Raw genomic sequence first — 20,135 nt, 5'->3', positions numbered from 1 at the left:
GTTCGCCTCTGTCCTTTTTATAAAGTTTCTGTTGGAAAAGCACGAAAAGCACGTCCGGCTCATAAGCTATAAGGAAATCCCCTTTGAGGTGAACCCTTGAAAACCTTTCTGAAACCGCTTTCTTTTGCGGAAGAGCAGTTCTATCTTCTGCAGCTCCAAAGGGGCGATCCGGAAGCAAAAAATATCCTTATCGAACACAATCTCCGCCTCGTAGCACATGTTGCAAAAAAATATCAGGGATGTGACGAGGATCCGGATGATCTGATCTCCATAGGCACCATAGGTCTGATCAAAGCCATTTCCACCTTTGATCCCAGCCGGACTTCCAAGCTTTCCACTTATGCTGCAAGGTGCATTGACAATGAGCTTCTCATGATGTTCCGTGCCCGCAGGAAACGTTCCAGAGAAGTTTCTCTCTATGAACCCATCGGCACAGACCGGGAAGGCAACGAGATCAGCCTTCTCGATATCATTGAAAGTCCACCCGTTGATGTTGTGGATGATTGTTTCAAAAGGGACAGCATTTCCTATCTTCTCCGTTGTATCCGGACAGTACTCTCCCCAAAGGAATACCAGGTGATCTGCTGCCGCTACGGTTTGAATGGCCAGGAGCCACTGACCCAGCGAGAGATTGCTGAAAATCTCTCCATCAGCCGCTCCTATGTATCCCGTATCGAAAAGAACGCTCTTCGAAAACTCCGTACTCTTTTTCCTGAAAATCAGTAAAGGGGAGAACGTTCTTTTCGTTCTCCCCTTTACTCTCTCTTATCCACCCTTTCGGATCATTCACCTCTTCGGAGAATATCAAATACCTCCGGCATCTCAGTCAGTTTCACATAGATTCTCTGCTGAGCATGTGGTGCACTCTCCATAGCTTCGCCCTCTTCATTATAAATGGCTTCCACTGTGACCGGAATATTCCTTCCGTCCGGTTTCATGATCTCGATGGTCTCTCCTACAGAAAACTTGTTTCTCTGTGTCAGTCTTGCCAGACCTCTCTCATCGATCTCTTCTGCAAATCCAAGATATGTGTATTCTCTTACATATGTGTTGCTGTCATAGATCTGGGTATTCTCATCCGGCTTTCCGTAAAAAAATCCGGTGGTAAACTGACGGTAGGTACAGTTTGAGATCTGCTCCTGATACCACGGCATATTTGCATGATATTTTTCCGGACTTTCCATACAGTCGTCAATGGCTTTGCGGTAGGTTCTTGCCACTGTTGCCACATAAAGAGCTGTTTTCATACGTCCTTCGATCTTCAGGCTGTCAATACCGCTTGTAAGGATATCTTCCATATGTTCTACCATACAGAGATCCTTGGAATTAAAAATAAAAGTTCCTCTCTCATTTTCAAATACCGGCATGTATTCTCCCGGACGCTTCTCCTCCACAACAGAATATTTCCATCTGCAGGGATGGGTACAGGCTCCCTGATTGGCATCTCTTCCTGCCATAAAGTTACTGAGAAGACATCTTCCGGAATAGGAAATGCACATGGCGCCGTGAATAAACGTTTCAATCTCCATATCCTCCGGAATATGTGCCCGGATCTCCCGGATCTCTTCCAGAGAAAGCTCTCTTGCACTTACCACACGTTTGGCACCAAGGTTATACCAGAAACGGTAAGTCTCATAATTGGTATTATTTGCCTGTGTACTGATGTGACGCTCGATCTCCGGGCAGATTTCCTTTACATACATAAAGATTCCCGGATCTGCGATGATCAGTGCGTCCGGTCCGATCTCCTTCAGTTCCTGAAGATATTCCCTTACACCCTCAAGATCACGGTTATGCGCCAGGATGTTTACTGTCACATAAACCTTTACACCATGGGAATGGGCAAATGCGATTCCCTCACACATATCTTCTTTTGAAAAATTCTTAGCCTTTGCACGAAGTCCAAAAGCTTCTCCGCCGATGTAAACAGCATCTGCACCATATATGACGGCAACCTTTAAAACCTCAAGGCTGCTCGCCGGAACCAATAGTTCTGGTCGTTTCATAAACCTGTTCTCCTGTTTTTACACTTACAGCCGCTCCGTCTCCAAGAGGAAGCACCGATGTACGAAGCACCGGACTGTGAGTCAGCTGCCAGAGATATTCTCTCATTCTTTTATAGATTGTACGGTTACGCCGTTCCACAAGATAATGAGATTCAATAATATCCCCTTCCTGCAGCACGTTGTCAGATACCAGCACGCTTCCCTCTTTCATCAGTCTCAGCACGTCAGGAAGCCAGTGGATATACTGGCCCTTGGCTGCGTCCATGAAGATCATATCAAAGGTTCCGGTAAGATTCTTCAGGATCTCTCCGGCATCTCCCTCCAGAAGCGTGATCTGTGACTCTCTTCCTGCGCGCCTGAAATTATCCTTTGCGACAGGAATTCTTTTTTCATAATTCTCTATGGTAACAATTTCCATATCTTCCGGCCCATACTCACACATAAGAAGTGTGGAGAAGCCTACGGCAGTCCCCACCTCCAAAATGCGCTTCGGTTGTTTCAGTGCCAGAAGCATCCTCATAAAGCTCTGCATATCTCTCCGGATGATCGGCACCCGGTCTGCAAGTGCCTTTGTCTCCAACTCCTGCAGAAATGGAGTATTCCCCATATCCAGTGAATTGATATAGGTCTGCATGCGTTCTTCTACGATCACTGGCTGTTCGATCCTTCCTTGCTCTCTTCTCCTGACAGCACTGCAATGATCCTGGTCGGTGTATAAGCTGTACTGAGAAGGTATGTACCTGCTTTGATCTGTCCGTGATATGCGGACATTCTTTCCTGTATGGTAAATGCAAGCGCATCCTTGATAAGACCCTTCTGCTCCAGTGTCTTGCCTACTTTATATGCAGAGGCACCTTCTTTTATAACTACCGTGACCTGCTGTCCCTCTCCCGGGCTCATAGCCTGCTGGTTAAACACATCGTAGCCAAACTGATATGCTGATTTTCCAACCCAGATCAGAAATACGATAATAAAGATATATACAGCGGTTTTAAATACCCCTCCAGCCAGAAAAACGCCGGCCCTGCCAACCTTGTCTCTTGTGTCTGCCATAGTCTTTCCTCCTATAAGTCAGGAATCTGTATGTCGATCCCGTCCACCAGCGTCCTGCATATCCGCTGCATCAGTCTGCACAGCGCAAGCTCTGCGTCGAGATAGGCATTTACTTTCAGGTTCTGTCTCAGACTTGCAGACTCCTGATTGAGCTGTTCCGCAATATGGAACAGCTCATCCTTGTCTGAATGATTCTGCAGTCTGAAATTATCTCCACGGAATCTCATCACTCTGGCTTTCAGCTCAGGATCCCCTTCAAGCTGGGCTGCCTGTTTCTGATATTCCTGATATTCATCGCTTCTGTGCACAGCATCGAGAAGCTTCTCGATCTCCATGCTGATCTCATCCATGAACCTACGCCTCCATAATGATAGGCAGGATCATAGGATTTCTCTTGGTCCGTTTCCACAGATACTCTCCAAGGGCATCCTTGACCTCGGTTTTGATCTTGCCCCAGTCCGTGATATTGTTCTCCAGGCAGGAATCCAGTGCAGTTTCCACAACCTGTCTGGCATGCTCCATAAGATCCTCAGATTCTCTTACATACACAAAACCTCTGGAAACGATATCCGGACCTGCGAGAACTACATTACTGTGGCGCTCCAGTGTCATAACTACGATCATGATTCCATCTTCAGACAGGTGCTGACGGTCACGGAGTACGATATTTCCCACATCGCCAACGCCAAGTCCGTCTACGAAGATCGCACCTGTATGAACGCTTCCTGTCACCTTGGCATCCTGTCCGTCCAACTCCAGAACATTTCCGGAAGAAAGGATAAAAATATTCTCCTTCGGGATTCCCAGATCTTCCACAATGTGTTTCTGTGCAGTCAGATGACGGTACTCACCATGGATCGGAATGGCATATTTCGGTTTTACAAGGGAGTAGATCAGCTTGATCTCCTCCTGGCAGGCATGTCCGGAAACATGGACATCCTGGAAAATAACCTTGGCTCCCTTCATAGACAGTTCGTTGATGACCTTGGAAACTGCCTTTTCATTTCCGGGGATCGGATTGGAGCTGAAAATGATGGTATCGTTAGGCTTGATCGTGATCTTTTTATGGATATTGGCTGCCATACGGGAAAGTGCCGCCATGGACTCACCCTGACTTCCGGTTGTGATCAGAACCACCTTGTCGTCCGGATAATTCTTCACCTGATCGATCTCGATCAGTGTGTTCTCCGGGATCTGCAGATAGCCAAGCTCTGACGCTACGGAAATAACATTGACCATACTGCGGCCTTCCACAGCAACCTTTCTTCCGAACCGGTATGCAGTGTTAATGATCTGCTGCACACGATCCACGTTGGATGCAAAGGTTGCAATGATGATCCTGGATGTACGGTACTCATTAAAAAGATTATCAAATACATGTCCCACTGTACGCTCGGACATTGTAAATCCCGGTCTCTCTGCATTGGTACTCTCACACATCAGTGCAAGCACACCCTTCTTGCCGATCTCTGCAAAACGCTGCAGATCGATGGCATCTCCAAATACCGGTGTATAATCAACTTTAAAGTCTCCTGTGTGTATCACGATTCCCACCGGTGAATAAATAGCAAGTGCGGATGCATCCTGGATACTGTGATTTGTTTTGATAAATTCCACAGCGAAATCCCCAAGATTGATCACCTGCCCGTGTTTTACCTCTTTCAATTTGGTAGAACGCATAAGGTTATGCTCTTTCAGTTTGTTGCGGATCAGTCCCAGTGTCAGCTTGGTAGCATAGATCGGAACATTGATCTCTTTCAACACATACGGAAGAGCTCCGATATGATCCTCATGTCCATGAGTGATCACAAATCCCTTCACCTTGGAAATATTTTCCTTAAGGTATGTTACATCCGGAATGACCAGATCGATTCCCAACATATCGTCCTCAGGGAAAGAAAGACCACAGTCTACAACTACAATACTGTCGCCATACTCAAAAGCGGTAATGTTCATTCCGATCTGCTCCAGACCGCCAAGTGGTATGATCTTAAGCTTGGATGTTGTTCTGCGGCCGGTTTTCCGACCGGATGGCCTGCCGCCGGTCTTTGCCGGTTTCTGTGTGTTTCTGCTGTTTTTTACAGCGCCACCGGCTGCTGTTTTCTTTGCTGTTGGCCGGAAAGGCTTATCCTGACGGTTTTTGCTGCCACCACGATACTGTCTTGTTCTTGATCCGGCATTCTTTTGTCTTGCTGCGGTTCTTCTGGCACCGCCTGCGGAAACTTGTACTCTGCTCTCCGCATTTTTGTTGTCATCGTTGTTCTCGCTTTTCAAAAATCGCTCCTCCATTCAAAATTCACGTCATCCAGCATCTGCTGAAAAACTGCATATACAGCCTGAAGTTCGTCATCATCCTCGACCATCTCATAACAGGCTTCTGTGCTTCCCGGAGCTGAAATATCCTTCAGAATATATGCGTCTGCTTCCTCATCCTGTGAATCGGACACCAAAAGATAAGTCACACCCGCAATATTGGTCTGCTCCTCTACGTAAAACTCAGCAGCTGTGCCGTCGTCTGACTGAAATATTATTTTTTCCATATTTAATTCTTCCTTATCCGTTCTTGTCAAGCGGATATTCACAATCCGCATTTGCTACCTGATCCGCTCAAAATATCTATTTGCGTTTCCGATCATTCTTCCACGCCTTCCTGCTGCTCTCTTCTGTATGCGGCAGCATCCAGATATCCCTGCAGGATAAAGACTGCTGCTACCTGATCCAGATACTGTTTACGGTCTTCCTTATGCACACCGGTCTCCTCCAGAGTACGGTCTGCCGCCATGGTAGTCAGTCTCTCATCCCACATAACAACAGGCAGACCCGTACGTTTCTCCAGCATTTCCTTAAACTCCAGAGATTTCTCGGCCCGCTCTCCTACTGTATTGTTCATGTTTTTCGGGTATCCCAGAACGATCTCCGTAACCTGATACTCCGAAATGATCTCTTCAATACGTGCCAGAGTACGACGAAGCTTGTTTTCCTGCTTGCGCCATACGGTTTCCACACCTTGGGCTGTCAGACCAAGGGGATCGCTCACTGCAACCCCAACGGTCTTCGAGCCATAGTCCAGTCCCAGTACTCTCATATTAACGTTCCCAGGACTTATTCTTGATATACTCGGTGAGAAGCTCCTCTACCAGCTCATCACGCTCCACCTTCATGATCATGCTTCTCGCACCCTTGTGGCTTGTGATGTAGGTCGGGTCTCCGGACATAATATATCCTACGATCTGATTCACCGGATTGTAGCCCTTCTCATCCATTGCATTGTACACCAGATCCAGGACTTCTTTTACCTGAAGCTCCTGATCCGGTTTTGTTCTGAAATACTGTGTATTTCCCAGATTATTCTCTGCCATTGTCTCTCACGTCCTTAAAATATATTCTTTTTTATTTTAATATAAATTTACATAAATTACAATCTTAAATTTAACGAGGATTGCGAATACAAACTGTCAACGTTACTGTTCACTCCGTTCTCAGTAACACGCTTCGCAAAATATTACCAGTGAACAAACAACCTTTCAACATACGATCCCGTTCTTCACTCCACGGCTTCACCGGTCATGATGTGCTCTTCAAGAAAGCCTTCTGCCTTTACGATTACGATATCATTTACGCCATAAGCTTCCGATTTCGGTACAGCAGTTTTTATATACTCCCGGCTGTGTCCCAGATACCAGGTCCGTCCATCCTTTGTATACTCTTCCTCGATCAGTACCTCCAGGTTTTTGCCAAGCATGGATTTCTCATAATCCCCTGCATGACGATGATGCAGCTCGATCATCTTCTCACTGCGGAAGGATTTCTCCGCCTCTGTCAGCTGTCCGTCCATGGCAGCCGCCTTTGTTCCCTGTCTTCTGGAATATTTGAAGATATGAGTCTCGTAAAAACGGATGCTGTCCACAAAATCATAGGATTTCCGGAATTCTTCCTCCGATTCCTGCGGAAAGCCTACGATCACATCCGTTGTCAGTGCCGGATTTCCATACACTTCTCTTAAAAGCTCACAGCGCTCTCTGTATTCCCCGCTTCTGTATCTGCGGTTCATCCTCTCCAGGGTCTCATCACAGCCACTCTGCAGGGAAAGATGGAAATGCGGGCATACCTTCGGCAGCGCCGCGATCCCTTCCGCAAATTCTCTTGTAACGATTCCCGGTTCCAGCGATCCCAGACGGATACGCCTGATCCCTTCGATCTCATGCACAGCACGGATCAGAGAAAGCAGTGTCTCTTTTTTCTCCTCCGGGAAATCCACTCCATAGGAGCTTAAATGGATTCCTGTAAGGACCACTTCCTTATACCCTTTTTCCGCAAGTGCACGGACCTCCTTCAGCACACTTTCAATATTCCGGCTTCTGACACGACCTCTTGCATAGGGAATGATACAGTACGTACAGAACTGATTGCATCCGTCCTGAACCTTGATATATGCCCTTACATGTTCTGCAGTACGATCAATGGAAAGTTCCTCATACTCTTTTGTCTGATTGATCTTGATCACATGGGAACCATGGCCCGGTTTATTTTCCGCATATTCGGCCAGTGCCTCCACAATATTGATCTTCTGGTTATTTCCCAGAACAAGATCAATGGCTTCGTCTTTTTCCAGTTTCTCGCCACCGGTCTGTACATAACAGCCCGTTGCCACCACGATCGCTTCCGGATTCATTTTTTTTGCTTTGTGGAGCATCTGTCTTGATTTTCTGTCTGCAATATTGGTTACTGTGCAGGTATTGATCACATAAATATCCGCTCCCGGCTCAAAAGGCACGATCTCATATCCCGCCTCCTCCAGAAGCTGCTGCATGGCCTCGATCTCATAGGCATTTACTTTGCAGCCCAGGTTGTGTAATGCAACTTTATTTCCCATTTTTCCTCACTTTTTTTACACTTTAACTAATTATTAAAACAATTTTTATCTCTTTTCACCTTGACTTTTTGGGTACTGACAGGTAAGATGAAAGCTGTAAAACAACAAAAATTTATCAAGGGAGGTTATTATAATGAAAACAGCTAAAATCTCACTGAATTCCATCGATAAGGTGAAAGCATTCGTAAACGAGATCAGCAAATTCGACTGCGATTTTGATTTAGTATCCGGAAGATATGTGATCGATGCAAAATCCATCATGGGTATCTTCAGCCTGGATCTTTCCAAGCCGATCGACCTCAACATCCATGCAGATGGCGCTGCTCTGGATAACGTAATGCAGATTATTTCCAAATATACAATCGACTAATCTATACTGTATATTTGAGAGGAACTGTATCGGATACAGTTCCTCTTTTTTCATGCTTTCAGAATCCTTCTGTTCTCAATGAACTCCCTTTTCCTGATATATCGGTAATTCCAGGGAACCTCTGCAGCGAGGTTCCCTGTTTGTTTTTTCTTATCTAAAAACGGATCACTGAATTTCAATGATCTCTGTGGTATTCAGAGCCGTTTCCATAAGCTCATCGATCTTCTCAGAAAGCTTCTGCTCAGAACGGCGGATCACCTTAAGATTCGGCTTTGTTACAGGATGTTTCGCTACAAAGATGGTACAGCAATCCTCAAACGGCTGAATAGAAGTCTCAAAGGTATCGATTTTTCTGGAAATACGGACGATCTCCTCTTTATCAAAGCCGATCACCGGACGATATACCGGAAGTGTGCAGACCTCATTTGTAGAAGCAAGGCTCTGTAAGGTCTGGCTTGCAACCTGTCCGATGCTCTCACCTGTGATAAGTCCGAGACAACGGTCTTTTTTAGCGAAATGCTCGGCAATACGCATCATATATCTTCTCATGATAATAGTAAGCTCATCATGAGGACACTGATCATAAATATAAAGCTGTATATCTGTAAAGTTAACTACATGGAGACGGATCGGTCCGCTGTATTTGGCTACCAGGCGGGCAAGATCCACTACCTTCTGTTTTGCGCGCTCACTGGTGTAGGGCGGTGCATGGAAATATACCGCATCGATCTTGACACCACGTTTTGCGATCATATAGCCGGCAACCGGACTGTCGATCCCACCGGAAAGAAGAAGCATGGCTTTTCCGTTTGTTCCGATGGGCATTCCGCCTGCGCCCGGAATGGTCTGGGAATATACGTAAATCTTGTCACGGATCTCAACAGAAAGATCCAGCTCCGGATGATGAACATCTACACTTGCCTCCGGGAACGCATCCAGGATACGTCCGCCAAGCTCAGCGCTGACTTCCATGGAGCTGATCGGATAGGATTTCTTTGCGCGGCGTGTCCAGACCTTGAAGCTTCCGTTAAAGTCCGGATGCCACTGCTTCATATAACCCACAACATCTTCGGCAAGCTTCTCAAAGCCCTGTTCTTCATAGATCATAACCGGGCAGATGCCTACAATACCGAATACATGCTGCAGCGCATCTACAGCCTCATCGTAATCATAATTCTCCGGGCAGAATACATAAACTCTTCCCTGCTCTTTTTTTACTTCAAAATCTCCCTCGATCTTGGAGAGTGCGATCTCCATCTGATGTACGAGAGCATCTTCAAAACGATAGCGGTTTTTTCCCTTAAGGGCAATTTCCGCATATTTGATCAGAAATGCATGTACTAACATAAAAATCCCTTTCTTCTGTATTCTCTATCGACGTGCATACCTGCGCAGCATCGGAATTGTTTTTCCCAGTGCTTCCAGGCAGTAATCTACCTCTTCAAAGGTATTTTCCTCACAGAAGCTGATGCGAACGGTACTTTCCACATCGGCTCTGCTCAAGCCCATAGCTGTCAGTGTTGCACTCGGTTTTCTCTTATGACTGGAGCATGCACTTCCTGCGGAAATATATACTCCGAATTCTTCCAGTGTATGGAGAAGAACCTCACTCCGTACTCCGTGGAAGGTTACACTCATGATGTGTGGCGCTCCCTCCATTAACGGCATTCCGTTGACAGTGACATCGCCAAGCTTTGAAAGTCCCTCTGCCATCCGCTCCTTCAGAGCATAGAGGTGCTGTATCTTTTTATCAAAATCTGTGTATACCATCTCTGCGGCAACGCCAAGGCCTGCGATCCCCGGCACATTGTCTGTTCCGGAACGCATACCGTTCTGCTGTCCGCCGCCAAGGATCTGCGGCTGTACTCTTACTTTTTCGTTAATATAGAGAAAGCCTACGCCCTTTGGTCCATGGATCTTGTGGCTGCTCACAGAAAGAAGATCGATCCCCAGCTTTTTCGGATAGATACGATACTTTCCGAATGCCTGGATGGCATCTACATGAAAAAGTGCTTTCGGACTTTTTTCATGGACAAGCTTTCCGATCTCTTCTACCGGCATCACGGCTCCCACCTCATTGTTCACGTACATCACAGACACCAGAATGGTATCCGGACGAAGAGCCTCTTCCAATGCATCCAGCTTTACAACGCCCTGATGATCAACAGGAAGGATGGTCACCTCATAGCCCTGTTCCTTCAGATAAGCAAAAGGCTGGGCCACTGCTGCATGCTCTACTGCAGTTGTGATGATATGGTTTCCCATTCGCTTATTGGCTTCCACACCACCGATGATAGCAAGGTTATCCGATTCTGTTCCACCGGAGGTAAAAAGAATCTCTTTTTCATTCACTTTCAGTAATTTTGCAAGGGTCTGGGCACTTCTGCGGACATAATTCTCCGCTTCCATTCCCTTTTTATGCATGGCAGAAGGATTTCCGAAATCTTCTGTCATGGTTTTGCAGACAATATCCTTTACTTCATCGAAGCATCTCGTTGTCGCGGAATTGTCAAAATATGCTTCCATAATCTATTCATCCTCCAGTTGAAACATCAGAACAGAAAGTACTGCGAGTCCCGCGGTTTCTGTCCGTAAGATCCGGTGTCCCAGGGTGATGGGTTTCGCACCGGCTTCCATGGCATCTGCCACTTCCTGCTCTTCAAAACCACCCTCAGGGCCGATAAAGACACCGATGCTTTTTCCCGGTTCGATCGACCGGATCAGTTCTTTCGTCTCTTTCATTCCCTTTGCAAGCTCATAAGGGATCAATAGAACGTCCAGTTCTTTTGCATAGACAAGGGCTTCTTTAAAGGTCATCACGGAATGTACCTCCGGCACCAGCATACGCTTGGATTGTTTTGCCGCACTTTCTGCGATCTGCTGCCAGCGGGATACTTTTTTTTCTGCTTTTTTGTTATCCAGTTTTACCACGCAGCGTCTGGTTGAAACCGGAACTACGGAATATGCTCCAAGCTCTACTGCCTTCTGGATGATCAGCTCCATCTTATCAGCCTTCGGCAGTCCCTGAAAAAGATAAATACGGTTCTGCAGCTCATAATCCGGCTCCTGTACATAGAGGATATGAAGCAGGACTTCATCCTCCCCCGCGTTTTCGATCACACAGTGATATTCTTTTTCCTTATCGCTGATCCAGAGCTCCTCGTCTTTTTTCATGCGGAGTACGTTTACGATATGGTTGACGTCACTTCCTGTGATATGGATCTCATGTCTGTCCCCGTCAATCTGATGAGGTTCCACAAAAAATCGCTGCATGAGATCAGTCCTTTCTTGCTGTCACAGATACCCACTCGCCCTGATGAGTCACTTCTACCAGAGTCAGTCCGGCGTCTTTTACAGCCTTCACTACGACATCCTCCTTTACATCCAAGATGCCTGATGTAATGTAGTAAGCGCCTTTTTTCATCTGTGCAACGATCACCGGAGTCAGCGGTACCAGAACATCTGCCAGAATATTTGCAGTTACGATATCATATTTCTCATATCCGACCTGATTCTGAACTTCTTTGTCATCGATGATATTTCCGATCATCATGTCAAAAGATTTCTCCTCGATCTGGTTGGCCTCCTTGTTCTCAGATACTGCCGGAACTGCACAGGGATCAAGGTCTGTACCAACCACATGACCTGCACCAAGCTTCAGTGCAACGATCCCCAGGATTCCACTTCCGGTTCCCACATCAAGGATCTCCATTCCCGGCTTCACAAATTTCTTCAGCTGACGGATCACAAGCTGTGTGGTCTCATGCATTCCTGTACCAAAGGCAGTTCCCGGATCAATGTGGAGGATCATCTTGTCCTTATCTTCTGCCTTCACTTCTTCCCAGGACGGTACGATCAGAATGTCGTCTACATAGAACTGATGGAAGTACTGTTTCCAGTTATTGATCCAGTCCTTGTCCTCTGTCTGGGATTCTGTGATGGTTGCCTCTCCGATATCCACAAAGCTTCTCAGATCCTCCAGTGCAGCCTTCACATCTTTCAGGATTGCCTCGGTATCCGCATCCTCTTCCAGATAGAAGTTCAGATATGCGATCCCGTCATCTGCTGGTCCTTCCGGCATGATATCCACAAACATCTGTGCCTTATCCTCATCGGTCAGTGGCTGCTTGTCCTGGATCTCCACACCTTCAATCCCCACCTCGGCAAGTGTACAGATCACAATATCCTCTGCCTCTGTTTTTGTCTTAAGTGTAAAACGGTTCCATTTCATCTTTTATATCTCCTTATGCTGTATACACATTTACGGATTTTCGTTCCTGTCTGTCGCCTGTTTTCTATTGTCCCGAAAACGGGCACTTCTTTTAATATACACGAATACAGAAAAAAAAGAAAGAGGCATTTTGTGCCTCTTTCCTGTTTTCACTTTATTTATTCCTCAAACATTTCCTTAACTTTCTCACGGAAACCTTTTTTCTTCTTTTCGGTTTTTTCGGAAGTCTCGGATGTGCTGTCCTCTGACGGACGGTTTCCGCATGCCGCATCAAAAGCCTCCAAAGCTTTCTTTGCCTCCTCATTAAGGTTAGTCGGAGTCTGGACTACCAGTGTTACATAGTGGTCACCACGAACGTTCTTGTTACGTAATGACGGAACACCTTTGCCCTTCAGGCGGATTCTTGTATCCGTCTGTGTTCCCGGTTTCACCTCATAGGAAACCTCACCGTCAACGGTATTAATACGCATCTCACCGCCAAGTGCAGCCTGTGCAAATGTGATCGGAGCTGTTGAAAAGATATTCATATCCTGTCTCTGGAAGATCGGATGACGGGCTACATTTACCTCAACCAGCAGATCTCCTCTCGGACCGCCGTTGGTTCCCGGCTCACCTTTTTCACGGATACGGATGCACTGGCCATTGTCGATACCGGCCGGTACAGATACCTGGATCTTCTTTCTGGAAGAGGTATATCCGGTTCCACGGCAGGCACTGCATTTGTCCTTGATCACCTTACCGGTTCCGTTACAATCCGGACAGGTCTGAACATTACGTACCATACCAAACATGGACTGCTGGGTGTAAACGATCTGGCCCTGGCCTTTACATTTCGGACAGGTGATCGGTGATGTTCCCGGTTTCGCTCCGGTTCCGTGACATGTGGTACACTCATCTTTGAGAACGATTTCCAGCTCTTTCTCGCATCCGAAAACCGCTTCCTCAAAAGTAATGTTCACACGTGCACGAAGGTTGGCACCCTTCATCGGTCCATTGTTGGCCCGTCTGGTTCTGCCTCCGCCGCCGAACAGGTCTCCGAAGATATCTCCGAAGATGTCTCCCATATCCGCACCGTTGAAGTCAAATCCACCAAAGCCGCCGGCACCGCCTCCGCCGCCGTTTTCAAATGCCGCATGACCAAACTGATCATACTGTCTTCTCTTGTCGGCATCACTTAAAACGGAGTAAGCCTCTGTCGCCTCTTTGAATTTCGCTTCAGCCTCTTTATCACCCGGATTTACATCCGGGTGATATTTCTTGGCCAGCTTACGATATGCTTTTTTTAATGTTGCGTCGTCGGCGTTTTTATCCACACCTAAGACTTCATAATAATCTCTTTTATCAGCCATTGTAATTATTTCCTACTTGTCTTAGACTTCCTTGTAATCAGCATCTACAACATCATCGCCGTATCCTGCTTCATTTCCGCCCTGAGCACCAGCGTTTCCGCCCATGTTGCCCATATCCGGTCCAGGACCAGCCTGACCCTGAGCTCCCTGAGTCTGCTCATACATCTTGGAGAACAGTTTCTGAGCGCTCTCCATCATCTTCTCCTGTGCAGCCTTGATATCTGCAACCTGAGAATCAGTAAGCTCCTGAGCATTTGCTGTCTGTGCAAGAAGATCTTTCAGTGCATTGAGGTCAGCCTCAACACTTGCTTTATCGTTTGCGTCAAGCTTGTCGCCAGCTTCTTTCAGTGCATTCTCAACCTGGAATACCATGGAGTCTGCATTGTTTCTTGTGTCGATCGCCTCTTTACGTTTCTTATCCTGAGCCTCGAACTCAGCTGCTTCTTTGACAGCTTTGTCGATATCGGAATCGGACATATTGGAACCAGCTGTGATCGTGATGTGCTGCTCTTTACCTGTTCCAAGGTCTTTAGCGGATACATTAACGATACCGTTGGCATCAATATCAAATGTTACCTCAATCTGCGGAACTCCACGACGTGCTGGCGGGATTCCATCCAGACGGAACTGGCCGAGGGATTTGTTGTCTTTCGCGAACTGACGCTCACCCTGTACAACGTTGATATCTACAGCTGTCTGGTTATCTGCTGCTGTGGAGAAGATCTGGCTCTTCTTTGTAGGAATTGTAGTATTTCTCTCGATCAGACGAGTTGCGATACCACCCATTGTCTCGATGGACAGAGACAGCGGAGTAACATCCAGAAGAAGGATATCACCGGCACCTGCATCACCTGCAAGTTTACCACCCTGTACGGAAGCACCAAGTGCAACACACTCATCCGGGTTCAGGTTCTTGCTTGGCTCTTTGCCAGTTAACTGTCTTACCTTATCCTGTACAGCCGGAATACGGGAAGAACCACCAACCAGAAGTACCTGGCCAAGCTCAGAAGCTGTGATACCTGCATCAGACAGTGCACGGCGAACCGGCTCTGCAGTCATCTCTACAAGGTCATGTGTCAGCTCATCAAATTTAGCTCTTGTAAGGTTCATATCAAAATGCTTCGGTCCCTCAGCTGTAGCTGTGATGAACGGAAGGTTGATGTTTGTTGTTGTTGCGGAAGAAAGCTCTTTCTTAGCCTTCTCAGCTGCCTCTTTCAGTCTCTGAAGAGCCATCTTGTCGTTGCTTAAGTCTACGCCCTCTGTTCTCTTGAACTCGGAAAGCATGTAATCTGTGACCTTCTTATCAAAGTCATCTCCACCAAGACGGTTGTTACCAGCTGTGGAAAGAACCTCGATAACACCATCACCGATCTCGATCACGGATACATCGAATGTACCGCCGCCAAGGTCGTATACCATGATCTTCTGCTCTTTCTCATTGTCAAGACCATATGCAAGAGCTGCTGCTGTAGGCTCGTTGATAATACGTTTTACATCAAGACCTGCGATCTTACCTGCATCTTTGGTAGCCTGACGCTGAGCATCGTTGAAGTAAGCCGGAACTGTGATAACTGCCTCTGTTACTTTCTCACCAAGATATGCCTCTGCATCCTTTTTCAGTTTCTGAAGGATCATTGCGGAAATCTCCTGTGGAGAATATTTCTTGTCATCGATGGTTACACGGTAATCGGTACCCATCTCTCTTTTGATAGAGGAGATTGTTCTGTCTGCATTTGTAACTGCCTGACGTTTTGCAGGCTCACCTACCAGACGCTCTCCTGTTTTTGTGAATGCTACAACGGATGGTGTTGTTCTTGCGCCTTCTGTATTTGCGATAACTGTCGGCTGTCCACCTTCCATTACGGCTACACAGCTGTTTGTTGTACCTAAGTCAATACCAATAATCTTTCCCATGATTTTTTCCTCCTGTTTTAGTCTGTATCTGTTAAAATAAAGTTTGTTGTCAGTTAGTTTGCAACCTTTACCATACTGTGGCGTACTACGAAATCCTTGTAGGTGTAGCCCTTCTGAAATTCTTCCACCACGATGTTCTCTCCAACCTCTTCATCCTCCACATGCATCACTGCATTATGGAAATCCGGGTTGAATTCCTTTCCCACTGCTTCGATCGGCTTCACACCAAGCTCATCCAGTGTTGTGGTAAGCTGCTTGTAGATCATTTTCATTCCATCTGCAAAAGCATCGCCTTCCTGTGCCTGTGCAAGACCTCTTTCGAAGTTATCCACAACCGGCAGGATCTTTTCAACGATCTCTTTTGCGCCGATGATGTACATGCTGGATTTTTCTTTTTCCGTTCTTTTACGGAAATTATCAAATTCAGCCATGGTACGCTTCAGGCGATCGGTAAGTTCCTCCACCTTCTGCTCAGATTTATCTTTTTTCTTCTTTCCGAAAAAGGAAGTTTTTGATTTTTCTTCTTTTTTATCCTCTGAGGCAGCTTCTTCGCCTGGAGTATTGTTTTCTTCCTCCGGCAGATCTTCTCCCTCCGGTGTCAGGTTTTCTTCTTCCTGATCTCCGTCAGTTACGGGGATTTCCTTCTCCGCTTCCTGCTCTTCGGATGTTTTCTTTGTTTCCTCCGACACTTTTTTTCTACCGCCTTTCTAAGTTTTCTTCTTTTTCAAAACGTCATCCAGATGATTCTTCAGTTCCTTCAGACTGTCCACTACATTCTCATAATCCATTCGTTTGGGACCGATGATCCCGATGGTTCCGTACATTCCGTCTCCCAGTTCATATCTGGCAGTTACAATGCTGCAGTCCTTCATGGTCTGGATCGGCATCTCATCACCGATGTAAACCTGGATTCCTGTATTCTCTCCATCTGACATCTGTTCTTTTACAAGATCGGCAAGTTCATGCTTCTCCTCAAATGCGGAGATCAGCTCCGTTGCCTTCTCTTTATCGGCAAGCTCCGGATACTTGAAGATGTTAGTTGCACCTGAAGTATAGATCTCCATATCTTCCTCTTCCACATGAATGGTGGCTGCCACTGCATCCAGAACCGTTGCCACCACACCGCTGTGGCTGCCTGCCTGTTCCTTCAGTCTGGCGATCATCCCAAGGTTGATATCCTGAATCGGGATCCCATTGAGATTGGTGTTAAGAAGAAGATTCAGTTTCAGGATCGTCTGGTCGTCCATTTCCTCATCCAGATTGATGATCTGGTTCCGGACTGTATTGTTGTCACTGACAACCACTGCCACAAGCTGAAGCTCGCTCATTCTCGACAGCTGGATGAACTTGATCTTGTTGCCGCTGTACTGCGGAACGGAAACCATGGTAGCATAGTTGGTATTGGAAGCAAGAACCTTCGCAACCTTCTTAAGCACCTTATCCATCTTATCTGTCTTCTCAATGATCAGATCTCGCAGCTCTGCAACCTCCGCTTCCTTCTCCTTCATCAGCTCATTGACGTAAAGTCTGTAGCCTTTATCTGAAGGAATCCTTCCTGCTGAGGTATGAGGCTGGACGATATAGCCCATATCTGTCAGGTCTGACATTTCATTTCGGATCGTTGCGGAACTTACATTGAGATCCGCATACTTGGAAATGGTCCTGGAACCAACCGGTTCTCCGGTCTCCATATAGGTCTTGATGATTGCTTTTAAGATTTTTTGCTTGCGCTCATTCAACACCTCTTCCATGAAGCCATCTCCTTTCCTTTTTATTCTTCCTGACGGATGTTGATTCTTTTTTTATATCTGTTAGCACTCATTTTAGTGGAGTGCTAACATCTACAGTCTTTAAGATATCACCATGTAAAATATTTGTCAATATGTTTTGAAAAAAAGTTCTTATTTTTTCAAAACAAAAAAAGCATCAGTACGATGCTTTTTTGTAATACTGGTCTATGCAGTTCTGTGCCCCGGCAAAAAATTCCGCTTCTGTTTTCTGTCCCAGCACATATTTCTGAAATTCCGTTCCCATGGACGAAACAGCTTCTATGGAATCGGCACACAGTGGTCTTGCCTTCAGCTTATAATCTTTCAGATATTGCCGGACCATTTCAATGCCATCCAGATCAAAATTCTTATCCTCGATCACATCCAGTCTTGCCGGACACATTTTTGTCAGCTGTCCGTAATTTTTGCTGGCCTCATATCCGGACACATACTGAAGGAACTTCAGAGCTGCTTCTTTATGATCAGAATTTTTATTCAGTACATACTGCCAGGTTGCGATATTGGTCACCTTCTCGTCAAATTCCGGAAATGGTGCCATATGGATCTTATCTTTTCCATACACGCCTGCATTCTGAAAAGTACTCAACACACCGGTATACATAAACATACATCCATACTGGCCGTTTATAAATTTTTCATTCAGCTGGTCATGCTGGTCGATCAGATTCTCCTCTGATATCATCCCTGTATCCAGCATTCGCTTCATATATTCTGCCGCTTCTCTTGTTTTCGGATCCGTCCAGTCTGTATAATCTCCTCCGAAAAAATCGACATACTCGCTGATACTATTATATATGTAAGAAATCTCCCATGCATCCCCATATGCATATTTTCCCGTATTCTGAAGCTTTTTCTGAAGGATCTCAAGATCACTGAGACAGGAGAGTCTGTCCAGACCAGCCTGATCCAGCAATTCCTGGTTCACCCAGAATGCCATGATATCCATCCTGAACGGTACCGAAAAAATATGTCCGTCTGACATGCATATTTCTTTCAGGTATTCCTGCAGAAAATTCGCCGCTGTCTCCTCTGTCATAACCGTATCTTCCAACGGAAGAAGAAATCCCTTATGTTTAAATTCGGATATCATCTCATCATTTACTGTGATCAGATCAACAGAATCATCTCCTGATGTCAGAAGAGTTGCTATTTTGGCCTGGCGATTGTCCGCATTGGCCGGACATTTTTCAATATGGATCTTTATTCCAAGATCTTTTTCCGCCTGGCTGATAAAAGAATCAAAGCCTTCTGTGCCTGCATCCACATGAAGGATCGTCAGTTCCTGTCTGTTCTCCGGCACAATATCAGATGCAGCCTCCTTCTTCTGGACTCCACATCCTGTCACTGCCAGAGCCAGGGCAAATACCCCGCAAAATACCTGTTTTTTCAATCTCTACCACCCTTTTTATCTGGGCCATCTATCCTCTTTTGACATCAACGGCTGGAACGGTGCATGAGGAAGTGTCTGATACCAGTACGCTACACTTGCCACATCATCCTGTCGTTCAAACAGGCCACGGTATCCGACGCCTATCTGCTGAATCGTAACGCGAAGATCCTCTTCAAAGCAGATTGGATCCTGTAAATGCCATCTGTAAAAGCCTCTCATTGGCGGGCAGTCATCATTATGATAAAAATTGTGGATCAGCTCGTCATGGGCAGAATAATACGGATATCCCAGATACGGCGTGTTATAATTCTGTTCCACGGTTTTTCCATCCACCTGTTTGGCAAAGCTCCAGGAACCACCAAAGTAATCTTCCGTTCCTGTTCCACAGATGGTCGGATACTCCTCATCTCCGTCAATATAAAACTTCATTTCTCCCTCGCCCCACCAGTAACGTTCCAGTGTGGTAAGTGCCATGTAGGTTCCTATATAATGGCCTTTTCCTTTTACTCCATCCAAAATTGTATAATCTTTTGTTTTTTCTGTCAACCGTTCCCTTCTCCACTGCGCATGGAAATAAGCAATATCGTCCGGAAGCTCATCATAGAGACAGTAATCTACCTGATAAAAGAAAGCCGGGATTTTATTTGCATGCTGGTTTTCCAGTGTGATCTTTGCTTTCTTCTTAAACGGCATCGGGAAATAGCAGTTAAAGCCCCTGTTTGGAACAACAGCCACCGGAACAGAATTTACAAAACATTCCCTTCCGAATCCGCAGCAGAAGAAATCACCCAGAGGACTTTCCACGGAAGGAGTTTCCTCGTCATCCCAGTACATACGGATTACAAGATCTCTCAGTACAAAGCAATCTGCCTCTGTAGTCTTGTTATCAACGGTGATCCAGATATGATTGATCTGTCCCGGTCCTTCCATTTCTGCCAGAGTTACCACAGTTCCCGGCTCAATATCCCTGAGACACGGGCTTCCTTTTCTGGACGGTCCCAGATGACTTGCAGCCATACCGCCTCTGCCTTTTTCTCCATGAGGATTTTCTGCGTTGATCGCACGGCTTTTTCCATGCTTTGCAAGTGCGATCCCTCCCAGTCCGCCTGTAAATGCCTGATACATATCTGTTTTCTCCTCTCTTTTGGAAATTAAAAAT

Annotated in this window: 21 protein-coding genes; 2 read left to right on the top strand and 19 right to left on the bottom strand. The window is 46.2% G+C overall.

Annotated elements, in window-relative coordinates; all coding sequences use genetic code 11:
* Positions 1 to 96 precede the first annotated feature (96 nt).
* Positions 97 to 726 carry an RNA polymerase sporulation sigma factor SigK gene (gene sigK / locus NCY57_RS07525; protein ID WP_250789587.1) on the top strand — a complete coding sequence of 210 codons (630 nt, stop codon included), beginning with the start codon at positions 97 to 99 and terminating at the stop codon, positions 724 to 726.
* A gap of 56 nt (positions 727 to 782) precedes the next feature.
* Here the strand turns inward: sigK and NCY57_RS07520 are convergent, their stop codons facing one another.
* The 9 genes from NCY57_RS07520 to mtaB form a co-directional block, all read right to left on the bottom strand.
* Complete coding sequence (locus tag NCY57_RS07520) at positions 783 to 2,006, bottom strand: peptidase U32 family protein (protein ID WP_173739608.1); 1,224 nt, start codon at positions 2,004 to 2,006, stop codon at positions 783 to 785.
* Positions 1,966 to 2,658: an O-methyltransferase gene (locus NCY57_RS07515; protein WP_021652340.1), complete on the bottom strand. Its 693-nt coding sequence runs from the start codon at positions 2,656 to 2,658 to the stop codon at positions 1,966 to 1,968. Before NCY57_RS07515 ends, NCY57_RS07520 begins: the two co-directional genes overlap by 41 nt.
* Positions 2,655 to 3,059: an endolytic transglycosylase MltG gene (locus NCY57_RS07510; protein ID WP_015527091.1), complete on the bottom strand. Its 405-nt coding sequence runs from the start codon at positions 3,057 to 3,059 to the stop codon at positions 2,655 to 2,657. Before NCY57_RS07510 ends, NCY57_RS07515 begins: the two co-directional genes overlap by 4 nt.
* An 11-nt stretch (positions 3,060 to 3,070) precedes the next feature.
* Positions 3,071 to 3,409: a YlbF family regulator gene (locus NCY57_RS07505; protein WP_021652339.1), complete on the bottom strand. Its 339-nt coding sequence runs from the start codon at positions 3,407 to 3,409 to the stop codon at positions 3,071 to 3,073.
* Positions 3,410 to 3,413: 4 nt separating this feature from the next.
* A complete protein-coding gene (locus NCY57_RS07500; protein WP_044962008.1) occupies positions 3,414 to 5,048 on the bottom strand; it encodes a ribonuclease J in 1,635 nt (544 codons plus the stop codon).
* 281 nt (positions 5,049 to 5,329) lie between these two features.
* On the bottom strand, positions 5,330 to 5,599 hold the full coding sequence (locus NCY57_RS07495; RefSeq protein WP_059086846.1) for a DUF1292 domain-containing protein: 270 nt from the start codon (positions 5,597 to 5,599) through the stop codon (positions 5,330 to 5,332).
* 92 nt (positions 5,600 to 5,691) lie between these two features.
* Complete coding sequence (gene ruvX, locus NCY57_RS07490) at positions 5,692 to 6,144, bottom strand: Holliday junction resolvase RuvX (RefSeq protein ID WP_015527088.1); 453 nt, start codon at positions 6,142 to 6,144, stop codon at positions 5,692 to 5,694.
* A gap of 1 nt (position 6,145) precedes the next feature.
* Complete coding sequence (locus NCY57_RS07485) at positions 6,146 to 6,418, bottom strand: IreB family regulatory phosphoprotein (RefSeq protein WP_015527087.1); 273 nt, start codon at positions 6,416 to 6,418, stop codon at positions 6,146 to 6,148.
* Between the two features lie 185 nt (positions 6,419 to 6,603).
* A complete protein-coding gene (gene mtaB, locus NCY57_RS07480) occupies positions 6,604 to 7,932 on the bottom strand; it encodes a tRNA (N(6)-L-threonylcarbamoyladenosine(37)-C(2))-methylthiotransferase MtaB (RefSeq protein WP_110102499.1) in 1,329 nt (442 codons plus the stop codon).
* Positions 7,933 to 8,065: 133 nt separating this feature from the next.
* Here mtaB and NCY57_RS07475 point away from each other — a divergent pair, with 133 nt between their 5' ends.
* Positions 8,066 to 8,302 carry an HPr family phosphocarrier protein gene (locus NCY57_RS07475; protein WP_015527084.1) on the top strand — a complete coding sequence of 79 codons (237 nt, stop codon included), beginning with the start codon at positions 8,066 to 8,068 and terminating at the stop codon, positions 8,300 to 8,302.
* Between the two features lie 165 nt (positions 8,303 to 8,467).
* Here NCY57_RS07475 and thiI read toward each other — a convergent pair whose 3' ends face one another.
* The 10 genes from thiI to NCY57_RS07425 all read right to left on the bottom strand — a co-directional run bounded on the left by thiI (position 8,468) and on the right by NCY57_RS07425 (position 20,101).
* A complete protein-coding gene (gene thiI, locus NCY57_RS07470; RefSeq protein WP_015527083.1) occupies positions 8,468 to 9,649 on the bottom strand; it encodes a tRNA uracil 4-sulfurtransferase ThiI in 1,182 nt (393 codons plus the stop codon).
* A 24-nt stretch (positions 9,650 to 9,673) separates the two neighbouring features.
* Complete coding sequence (locus NCY57_RS07465; protein WP_173739609.1) at positions 9,674 to 10,828, bottom strand: cysteine desulfurase family protein; 1,155 nt, start codon at positions 10,826 to 10,828, stop codon at positions 9,674 to 9,676.
* A gap of 3 nt (positions 10,829 to 10,831) precedes the next feature.
* Positions 10,832 to 11,575 (bottom strand): 16S rRNA (uracil(1498)-N(3))-methyltransferase, encoded by a 744-nt coding sequence (locus NCY57_RS07460; protein WP_173739610.1) that lies wholly within the window; start codon positions 11,573 to 11,575, stop codon positions 10,832 to 10,834.
* Between the two features lie 4 nt (positions 11,576 to 11,579).
* Positions 11,580 to 12,533, bottom strand: coding sequence for a 50S ribosomal protein L11 methyltransferase (prmA, locus tag NCY57_RS07455; RefSeq protein ID WP_021652332.1), 954 nt, complete (start codon positions 12,531 to 12,533; stop codon positions 11,580 to 11,582).
* Positions 12,534 to 12,691: 158 nt separating this feature from the next.
* Positions 12,692 to 13,882 carry a molecular chaperone DnaJ gene (gene dnaJ, locus NCY57_RS07450; protein WP_110102501.1) on the bottom strand — a complete coding sequence of 397 codons (1,191 nt, stop codon included), beginning with the start codon at positions 13,880 to 13,882 and terminating at the stop codon, positions 12,692 to 12,694.
* Positions 13,883 to 13,903: 21 nt separating this feature from the next.
* Entirely contained in the window at positions 13,904 to 15,796 is a 1,893-nt protein-coding gene (gene dnaK, locus NCY57_RS07445; protein ID WP_015527076.1) for a molecular chaperone DnaK, read from the bottom strand.
* A gap of 53 nt (positions 15,797 to 15,849) precedes the next feature.
* Positions 15,850 to 16,485, bottom strand: a complete 636-nt coding sequence (gene grpE / locus NCY57_RS07440; RefSeq protein WP_059085388.1) for a nucleotide exchange factor GrpE — start codon at positions 16,483 to 16,485, stop codon at positions 15,850 to 15,852.
* Between the two features lie 18 nt (positions 16,486 to 16,503).
* Positions 16,504 to 17,547, bottom strand: coding sequence for a heat-inducible transcriptional repressor HrcA (gene hrcA / locus NCY57_RS07435; RefSeq protein ID WP_015527075.1), 1,044 nt, complete (start codon positions 17,545 to 17,547; stop codon positions 16,504 to 16,506).
* Between the two features lie 175 nt (positions 17,548 to 17,722).
* Positions 17,723 to 18,976, bottom strand: coding sequence for an ABC transporter substrate-binding protein (locus tag NCY57_RS07430; protein ID WP_244092794.1), 1,254 nt, complete (start codon positions 18,974 to 18,976; stop codon positions 17,723 to 17,725).
* Positions 18,977 to 18,991: 15 nt separating this feature from the next.
* On the bottom strand, positions 18,992 to 20,101 hold the full coding sequence (locus NCY57_RS07425) for a glycoside hydrolase family 172 protein (protein ID WP_021652327.1): 1,110 nt from the start codon (positions 20,099 to 20,101) through the stop codon (positions 18,992 to 18,994).
* Between the last annotated feature and the right edge of the window lie 34 nt (positions 20,102 to 20,135).

Source organism: Blautia sp. MB18-30 (assembly GCF_023669475.1).
GTDB classification, from domain to species: domain Bacteria; phylum Bacillota; class Clostridia; order Lachnospirales; family Lachnospiraceae; genus Blautia_A; species Blautia_A fusiformis.
The sequence above is the reverse complement of the archived record's forward strand: the minus strand, read 5'-3'. Positions and strand labels throughout refer to the sequence as shown.